Raw genomic sequence first — 8,427 nt, 5'->3', positions numbered from 1 at the left:
AGACCCCAGAAAGACTATCTGGTTGATAGGTTCAAGGTGTAAGTTCAGTAATGGATTTAGCTTATGAATACTAATAGGTCGAGGACTTGACCATTAATATGCTGTTTAGTTTTGAAATTGCTAGCAAATTTCAAACTATGTGGTTACAATAGCAAAGAGGATACACCTGTTCCCATTCCGAACACAGAAGTTAAGCTCTTTAGCGCCGATGGTACTTGGTGGGAAGCTGCCTGGGAGAGTAGGACGTAGCCGCGTAGTTTTTTTATTTTTTGAAATAAATAAAGCTAGAGATAATCTCTAGCTTTATTTTCATATGAATAAAATGAATAAAAAGTATTTATTTTAACTAAAGGCATTCATAAACCATACTATAGCAGGTATACCAAATAAGTCAATTAAAAATGCCCCTACTATAGGAACTATTAAGAATGATCTTGGGGATGGACCGTATTTATCAGTAACAGTTCTCATATTAGCTATGGCATTAGGAGTAGCGCCAAGTCCATGTCCTATCATACCAGCACACATAATAGCTGCATCGAAATTTTTTCCCAAAACTTTGAAACATATAAATATACAGTATAGTATCATAAATATTACTTGAGTAAATAAAATTATAAATAATGGAAGTGCCAAATCTGCTAAATCCCATAATTTAAGATTCATTAAAGCTATTGATAGGAACACTGAAAGACATACATCTCCAATTAAATTAACTACATTTGTTTTGAGTTCTACAAATTTAGCCTTATCATTTATATTTCTTAAAATAACTGCTGTAAACATTGCTCCAACATATCCTGGAAGGACAAGTTTAGTCACGTTGCTAAACCAAGAACTAGCTAAAGAACCAAGAGCCATACAAACTGTTATAGCTGCCATATGAATTAAAATTTCATCAGCTGTAATTTTATTAGAGTTTGTTTCTATTTTATCTTCTAATTCTAAGTCTTCAGTTGTTACAGATAAATCAGGTGAAAGTTTATATTTTACAATGAGGTATCTAGCTAAAGGACCACCAATTATACCACCACTTATAAGTCCAAAAGTTGCAGATGCTATAGCGACAGCAGTAGCTCCGTTAACTCCCATAGACTCTGCAGTAGGCCCAAATGCAGCAGCGGCTCCCATTCCACCTTCTAAAGACACGGCTCCAGCCATAACTCCAAGAACTGGATGTATACCTACAGATTCAGCTACACCAACTCCTACTACATTTTGAGCTATTGCCAAAACCCCAGCTAATAGCCAGTAAGCTACTAATTGATATCCACCTTTTCTTAATATAGCAAAGCTAGCTCCAAGTCCAACTGTTGTAAAAAATGCTATCATAAAAGGTGATTGAAAAGTTATATCCATAGATATGTTTATAACTTTTGTTTGTCTTAATCCAAATGCTAATAATGAAAATAAAAGTCCGCCTATAACTGGAGAAGGTATGCAAAACTTTTCAAGAAAATTAATTCTTTTCTTTATGAAATTTCCAAGAAGTAATAATAATAGCGCTAGACATAAAGTTGATATCATGTCTAAATTTAGTGTTGTTACACCATTTTCAATTGTAAAGTTCAAAACAATCCCCCCTTATATAATCTTACAGTAATAATATGTAAGCCGATATATTAAGTGTAAGTCCTATATAATACAGAATAGATACATTGACTTAATTATCTTAATATTCTAGAAAATTAATTTCATGAGAAAGTATGGTATTATATAATTTGATTGCAAAAAAATAAAATTAAGCTACAAAGGAAGTGAGACATAAAATGGATATAAGAAAAAAGAAAATAGTTATCGCAATAATGGTTGCAATGTTTTTAGGCGCTGTTGAAGGTACAGTTGTAACAACTGCTATACCTACAATTGTTAAGGAATTAAGCGGATTCGAACTTATAAGCTGGGTATTTTCAGCATATTTATTAACATCAGCTATTTCTACGCCTATCTATGGGAAATTATCTGATTTATATGGAAGAAAAAATACTTTATTTGTTGGAATTATAATTTTCTTAATAGGGAGTTCTCTTTGTGGATTATCTCAAAATATGTATCAACTTATAGTATTCCGTGCAATACAAGGACTTGGAGCAGGGGCTATATTTACAATTACATACACTATAATTGGAGATGTATTTAGTTTATCTGAAAGAACAAAAGTTCAAGGCTGGGTAAGTTCAGTCTGGGGAATATCTAGTTTGATAGGTCCGTTTTTAGGTGGTTTTTTTATTGATTATCTTTCATGGCATTGGATTTTCTTTATAAATATTCCATTTGGAATAGGTTCTATAATACTTCTTCAAACAAGTCTTAAAGAAAGTTTTGAAAAAAAGAAACATAGTATGGACTTCCCAGGGATTATAGTATTGTCATCTGCAATTTTACTTCTCTTATATGGCGTAATGTTATGGGAAAAAAATAATAGTTTTTCAATAGAAACAGTAATCTGTTTAGTTACTACAATTGTATTATTTATATCATTTTACTTTATAGAACTAAAGGCAAAGGAACCTGTTGTTCCATTTGAAATTTTTACAAAAATAAATACAATTGTTAATTCAATTAGCTTTTTAGGATCAGCTATTTTAATAGTTATTAACGTTTATTTAACTTTATATATGCAAAATGTTCTAGGATATGGTGCAACAGTTTCTGGACTTGCTATGGGGCCTATGTCTGTTGCATGGTTTTTGTCTTCATTTATCTTAGGAAAAGCAATACCTAGATATGGAGAAAAAATAGTAATAGCAGCATCTACGCTAGTGCTATTATTAAGTACTTTCCTTGTATCTACACTAAGTATTAATTCTCCTATTGCTTTAGTTATATTGTATATTTTTATAATGGGATTTGGATTCGGAGGAAGCTTTACAACTTTGACAATAGTAATTCAGTCATCTGTAGACTACAGTAAAAGAGGAGCTGCAACAGCTTCAAATTCACTTCTTCGTACATTAGGGCAAACAATAGGTATAAGTATTTTCGGAAGTATTTTTAATATAAATATTATAAAGTATTTTAATAAACTAGGAATTGAGGGAATAGATCCAAGTACTTTATATTCTTCATCAAATTTTGCAAATGGAATAACTACAGAGTTTATTAAAGGTTCTTTTACTTCATCGCTTCATATAGTATTTTTAGGAACTGTTTTAATATCTTTATTATGTTTTATACTTTCATTTACACTTTCTAGTGGATTAAAAGAAAAATAAGCTCCCAATATGGGAGCTTATTTTAGGTAGATAATATATAAATTTTATAACTAAAGAATTTTAGAAGTATGGTAAAATATACCTAAATGTAAAAAGTTAAGTATTAGATAAATAAGAAAGGAGGGGAATAATGGGGAATTCAAAAAAAACATATAGCACAGGGATTAAAATTATTGGGTTTACTATAATAGTTATAGCAACTATTATACTTTCTGCACTTGATGATTCATATGTTAGAGATGCAATCAATGAAGACTACACTTTTCAATATGTAACTAGTATTACAGGAATAGATGATGATGCAGATGTTTATAAGACACATATGAGTGTTCCAGAAACAGCAAATTATATAATTTCTTTAGTTACACCTCTAAATCATACTGATTTAAATGATCGAAATAATATTCAACTTTTTTATGAAGATGAATATGTTTTGGTTTATAAAGGGGAAGATGGAGGTACATTAGTACAAGTTTCATCAAGGCAATATGTCCATAGGAGTGGTTATGGCGGAATATATAGGGCATATAGTAAAAACACAAAGAGTTTTTTCGATAAAACGTATAAGTCTAGCAAGCACTATAAAGATGATATTAAAAAATACGGAAACATTAATGGCTCAAATTCTATTAGAAGTGGAAGTACAAAGTCTAAATCAAATCTCGGCGGTGGAACGAGTTTTGGAAAATAAGAAGGGAGAATTAATTAATGCTTAATAATGAATATGTTTTAACTTTAATATATGGTTTTTTAGCACTAGGGCTGATGTTTACAGGATATAAAATAATTGATTTTATAATGCCTTATAACTTTTTAGAAGAAATTAAAGAGGGAAATCCCGCAATTGGAGCAATTATAGGTGGTATATTTATTGCAATTGGAATTTTAATTAGAGCAGTTATTATTTAATAAATAGGAGGAGTTTTTATGGATATTAATATTATATTTTCAATTCTAGCATATTTTTTAATTGGAATATTATTATGTACTTTGGGATATAAGTTATTTGATTTGATCCTTCCAATTAACTTAAACGAGGAAATAGATAAGCATAATATGGCAGCAGGCTTATCAGTGGCAGGGATGTTTATAGGTATTGCTATTGCAATAAGTGCGGCTATTGCATAGTTTTTGAAAGGATAAGATAAAATGGATAGTCAACTTAAGACAAAAGAAAATGAATTTAATGCAACACCTTTGTTAGTATCCGTTTTTATAATTTCAATTTGTGGAATTATTTATGAGTTAATTATAGGAAATATTAGTTCTCTTTTATTAGGGGATAGTACTATGCAATACTCTATTACCATAGGCTGTTTTATGAGTGCTATGGGTATAGGTTCATATTTAACTAAAAGACTAAAACAAAATCTTTTTGACTCATTTATTATTATAGAATTAATAATAGGTTTAATTGGTGGACTGTCTGGAATTTTATTGTTTTACTCTTATATATTTACACAATCCTATGCTGTTATTATGTATTCAATTATAGCAATAATAGGTATTTCAGTAGGATTAGAAATTCCTATTATTACTAGAATTATAGAGGAAAATGAAAAAGACTTGAGAATTACTATTGCTAATGTCTTAAGTTTTGACTACATAGGAGCGTTACTTGGTTCATTAGCATTTCCGCTTATTTTACTGCCTAGTTTTGGTCCAATTAAAACTTCATTCTTTGTAGGACTTATTAATATTGTTGTAGCAATTTGGATTGTGTTTAAGTATGACAATTTTATAAAAAATCATAAATTAATGAAATTTTTATCTATTTTATTTTTAATAGTTTTACTTTTTGGATTTATTAAAGGAGATACTTTAGGAAATTCTATTGAAGATAAATTGTATAGAGATAATATAATTTACAAAGAACAATCAAAGTACCAAAAAATAGTCCTTACTACAGACAGAGATGATTTGAGAATGTTTCTAGATGGGAATATTCAGTTTAGTTCCTATGATGAGTATAGATATCATGAAGCACTTATACACCCTGCTATGAGTCTTGCTCCCCAAAAAGAGAATATACTTATTTTAGGTGGGGGAGATGGGTTAGCAGCTAGAGAAATACTAAAATATGACGAAGTTAAGAGTATAAAACTTGTTGATTTAGATCCTGCTGTTGTAAATTTATGCAAAACTAATCCAACTATAAAAAAATTAAATATGAATTCTCTTGAAAATGAAAAGCTACAAGTTATAAATAAAGATGCTTATAAATATCTTGAAGAAAGTAAAGATAAATACGATTTAATTATAGTAGATTTACCAGATCCTAACAATGAAGCATTAAATAAGTTGTATACAAACTTATTTTATAGACTAATCTACAATCATGTAACAGATAGCGGCATGGTAGTAGTTCAATCTACAAGTCCTTATTATGCAAAAGAAGCTTATTGGAGTATATTAAAAACTGTTTCATCTGAAGGATTTAATACATCGGGATATCATTTAAATGTACCTTCATTTGGAGACTGGGGATTTGTTATTGCATCTAAACAAAAATTTTCAAAGGATAATATAAAAATTACGGTAAGTACAAAATATCTAGATGATAATATAACAAAAGCTATGTTCGACTTTGGAAAAGATGAAAAACTTAATCTAGATAAAGTCGAGATAAACACACTGACTAATCCTGTTTTACTTAGATATTATCAAAAAGCTTGGTATAATTACTAGAATATAATATTAGGCAAAGGGATTTAAATAGCCAAATAAGTATAGTTCTAAAAAGTCGAGACTTAGAATAAAAGTATATAAATATATAGACCATATATAACTATACTTGTTTGGAGGTAAATATATGAAATGTGAGGGGAATATTATTGTAGCCCAAGGTGGTGGGCCTACCGCTGTTATAAATCAATCTTTAGTAGGAGTAGTACTTGAAGCTAGAAAGTTTTTAAATAATTGCAATGTATACGGTGCTGTTAACGGGGTTGAAGGAATAATAAATGAGGAATTTTTAAATTTAACTTATGAGACTACAAATAATTTAGAACAAGTGGCCAAGACTCCTTCATCGGCATTATTTTCTACAAGGGATAAACCAGATGAAAAATACTGTATGGAGATACTTAAGGTTTTGAAGGCTCATGACGCTAGATATTTTTTCTATATAGGTGGAAATGATTCTGCAGATACAATGAGAATTGTAAATGAATATGCACAAAAAGAATTATATAATTTAAAAGCTGTACACATACCAAAAACTATAGATAATGATATTATGGTAAATGATCATACACCTGGGTATGGTTCTGCGGCTCGTTTTGTAGTAAATGCTTTTGCTGGTGCAAACCTTGATAATAGAGCATTGCCAGGAGTTTATATAGGAGTTGTTATGGGAAGAGACTCAGGGTTTTTAACTGCATCGTCAGTAATAGCAAAAAAATATGCTGATGATGGACCACATTTAATATATTTACCGGAGAGAGCTTTTAATATGGAAAACTTTTTAAGTGATGTAAACAATGTATACAAAAAGTATGGAAGATGTGTAATAGCTGTCTCAGAAGGAATAAGAGATGAAGCTGGAGTGCTAATTATAAAAAAACTAGTTGAAAAATTAGAAACAGATGCTCATGGAAATATGCAACTTTCAGGTAACGGTGCTTTAGGAGATATGTTGGCTAATTATATAAAGAAAAATCTAAATATAAAACGCGTTAGAAGTGATACTTTTGGTTATATTCAAAGATGTTTTGTAGAGTGTACATCTGATGTAGATCAAAGAGAAGCAAGGGAAGTAGGAGAAAAGGCAGTTCAATTTTCAATTTACCACAATAGTAGTGGTTCTGTAACAATACACAGAACTGGAGATTATTCAGTTGATTATAAACTTACAAATCTTAATAAAGTTGCAGGCAAGGCAAAAGAAATGTCTAGTGAATTTATAAATATTAGAGGTAACGATGTTACTGAAAAGTTTAAAAATTATGTAAGACCTTTAATTGGTTCAGACTTACAAATGCCCCATAGATTAAGAGCTCCGAAAGTAGAAAAGATATTTAAGAAATAATATTAAGTTTCTAATACTGCACTGTGAAAGGTGCAGTATTTTTGAGCAATGTACCATATTATTTCACCATTATTTATAAAGTTTACATATAATGGTGAAATAATATGGTAGTAGTAGTAAAATAATTAAATAAATATAGTAAATTTAAGTAGGTGAAATTTCGTTGAATAATACTGAGTTAATTATAAACATATTTAAACAAAATGCCGATGAAGAAACTGCTATTCCTATGAAAAAATATATGAAGAATAACTTTGAATTTCTAGGAATAAAATCCCCACAAAGAAGAGTACTTTTAAAAGAAATTCTTAATAATACAAAATTATCAAAAGAAGAATTAATTAAAACAGCAGAAGATCTATGGAGTAAGGAAGCCAGAGAATTTCAACATGTTGCTATGGATTTACTATTAAAATACAAAAAGCTTTTGGATATTAATGATTTAGAGCTTTTAGAAAAGTTAGTTGTAACAAAATCCTGGTGGGATACTGTAGATATACTTGCAGTAAATTTAATAGGATACATATTAAAAGACAATACTAGTGTTATTAATACTTACATAAATAAATGGCTAGAATGTGATAATATATGGTTAAATCGTACAGCAATATTGTTTCAATTAAAATATAAAAATGATACAGATGAAAAGCTTCTTTATGAAATTATTAGAAGATTTACTTCATCAAGTGAGTTTTTTATTCAAAAGGCTATAGGATGGGCTCTTAGAGAATATAGCAAAACTAATCAAAGTTCAGTGATCGAATTTATAAACAACAACGAATTAAAACCATTAAGCCGTAGAGAAGGTTTAAAGCATATTAATAAGGAATAAGTATAGGTGGTTGATATAATGGATAAGTTGTATGAAAATAAAAGCATTGAAAGCCTAATAAAAGAAAATGAAATTGTATTAATATATTTTGGAAATAAAACTTGTGATGTATGTAATGTTTTAAGACCAAAGGTAGAAAAAATGCTAAATAATTATCCTAAAATAGAAAGTATAGAAGTTGATGTAGAAAAGTCTATAGAAATATCTTCACAATTCAATATTTTTACTATACCTGCTATTCTTGTATTCATTGAAGGAAAAGAAAATATAAGAGAAGCTAGATATTTAAGTATGAAAGATTTTGAGAACAAAATAAAAAGATACTATGAATTATTTTATAATTAAGGGGG

The 8,427-nt window shown here is 29.2% G+C and carries 9 protein-coding genes and 2 rRNA genes; 10 read left to right on the top strand and 1 reads right to left on the bottom strand.

What is annotated here, in order from left to right:
* Both ACUSRV_RS05835 and rrf read left to right on the top strand, forming a co-directional pair.
* A 23S ribosomal RNA gene (locus ACUSRV_RS05835) occupies positions 1 to 94 on the top strand; the annotation flags it as partial.
* Positions 95 to 138: 44 nt separating this feature from the next.
* Positions 139 to 255: ribosomal RNA gene (rrf, locus tag ACUSRV_RS05830) — 5S ribosomal RNA — on the top strand.
* 87 nt (positions 256 to 342) lie between these two features.
* On the opposite strand, the gene gltS is transcribed toward rrf, so the two are convergent.
* Positions 343 to 1,572: a sodium/glutamate symporter gene (gene gltS, locus ACUSRV_RS05825; RefSeq protein ID WP_490140988.1), complete on the bottom strand. Its 1,230-nt coding sequence runs from the start codon at positions 1,570 to 1,572 to the stop codon at positions 343 to 345.
* A gap of 197 nt (positions 1,573 to 1,769) precedes the next feature.
* Here gltS and ACUSRV_RS05820 point away from each other — a divergent pair, with 197 nt between their 5' ends.
* From ACUSRV_RS05820 to ACUSRV_RS05785, 8 genes are all read left to right on the top strand, one after another.
* Positions 1,770 to 3,215, top strand: a complete 1,446-nt coding sequence (locus tag ACUSRV_RS05820) for an MDR family MFS transporter (RefSeq protein WP_490140987.1) — start codon at positions 1,770 to 1,772, stop codon at positions 3,213 to 3,215.
* A 130-nt stretch (positions 3,216 to 3,345) separates the two neighbouring features.
* Positions 3,346 to 3,906, top strand: coding sequence for a DUF4247 domain-containing protein (locus ACUSRV_RS05815; protein ID WP_490140986.1), 561 nt, complete (start codon positions 3,346 to 3,348; stop codon positions 3,904 to 3,906).
* Between the two features lie 17 nt (positions 3,907 to 3,923).
* A complete protein-coding gene (locus ACUSRV_RS05810) occupies positions 3,924 to 4,124 on the top strand; it encodes a DUF350 domain-containing protein (protein WP_490140985.1) in 201 nt (66 codons plus the stop codon).
* Between the two features lie 18 nt (positions 4,125 to 4,142).
* Positions 4,143 to 4,343: a DUF350 domain-containing protein gene (locus tag ACUSRV_RS05805; RefSeq protein WP_490140984.1), complete on the top strand. Its 201-nt coding sequence runs from the start codon at positions 4,143 to 4,145 to the stop codon at positions 4,341 to 4,343.
* A gap of 21 nt (positions 4,344 to 4,364) precedes the next feature.
* The gene (locus tag ACUSRV_RS05800) at positions 4,365 to 5,903 is read left to right on the top strand and encodes a polyamine aminopropyltransferase (RefSeq protein WP_490140983.1); all 1,539 of its coding nucleotides are present in this window, start codon (positions 4,365 to 4,367) and stop codon (positions 5,901 to 5,903) included.
* A gap of 124 nt (positions 5,904 to 6,027) precedes the next feature.
* Positions 6,028 to 7,245: a 6-phosphofructokinase gene (locus tag ACUSRV_RS05795; RefSeq protein WP_490140982.1), complete on the top strand. Its 1,218-nt coding sequence runs from the start codon at positions 6,028 to 6,030 to the stop codon at positions 7,243 to 7,245.
* 163 nt (positions 7,246 to 7,408) lie between these two features.
* The gene (locus tag ACUSRV_RS05790) at positions 7,409 to 8,077 is read left to right on the top strand and encodes a DNA alkylation repair protein (protein ID WP_490140981.1); all 669 of its coding nucleotides are present in this window, start codon (positions 7,409 to 7,411) and stop codon (positions 8,075 to 8,077) included.
* Between the two features lie 18 nt (positions 8,078 to 8,095).
* Positions 8,096 to 8,422 carry a thioredoxin family protein gene (locus ACUSRV_RS05785; RefSeq protein WP_490140980.1) on the top strand — a complete coding sequence of 109 codons (327 nt, stop codon included), beginning with the start codon at positions 8,096 to 8,098 and terminating at the stop codon, positions 8,420 to 8,422.
* Positions 8,423 to 8,427: the final 5 nt, after the last annotated feature.

This window comes from Sporacetigenium sp. TC11, from assembly GCF_058146105.1.
Note: the sequence above shows the minus strand (reverse complement) of the source record. Positions and strands in the feature narration are given on the sequence as shown.

Excerpts from the sequence above, each read along its gene's own strand:
- ACUSRV_RS05785 (WP_490140980.1), top strand. The coding sequence starts at position 8,096 with ATGGATAAGTTGTATGAAAATAAAAGCATTGAAAGCCTAATAAAAGAA.
- ACUSRV_RS05820 (WP_490140987.1), top strand. The coding sequence starts at position 1,770 with ATGGATATAAGAAAAAAGAAAATAGTTATCGCAATAATGGTTGCAATG.
- ACUSRV_RS05805 (WP_490140984.1), top strand. The coding sequence starts at position 4,143 with ATGGATATTAATATTATATTTTCAATTCTAGCATATTTTTTAATTGGA.
- ACUSRV_RS05815 (WP_490140986.1), top strand. The coding sequence starts at position 3,346 with ATGGGGAATTCAAAAAAAACATATAGCACAGGGATTAAAATTATTGGG.
- ACUSRV_RS05795 (WP_490140982.1), top strand. The coding sequence starts at position 6,028 with ATGAAATGTGAGGGGAATATTATTGTAGCCCAAGGTGGTGGGCCTACC.
- ACUSRV_RS05810 (WP_490140985.1), top strand. The coding sequence starts at position 3,924 with ATGCTTAATAATGAATATGTTTTAACTTTAATATATGGTTTTTTAGCA.
- ACUSRV_RS05800 (WP_490140983.1), top strand. The coding sequence starts at position 4,365 with ATGGATAGTCAACTTAAGACAAAAGAAAATGAATTTAATGCAACACCT.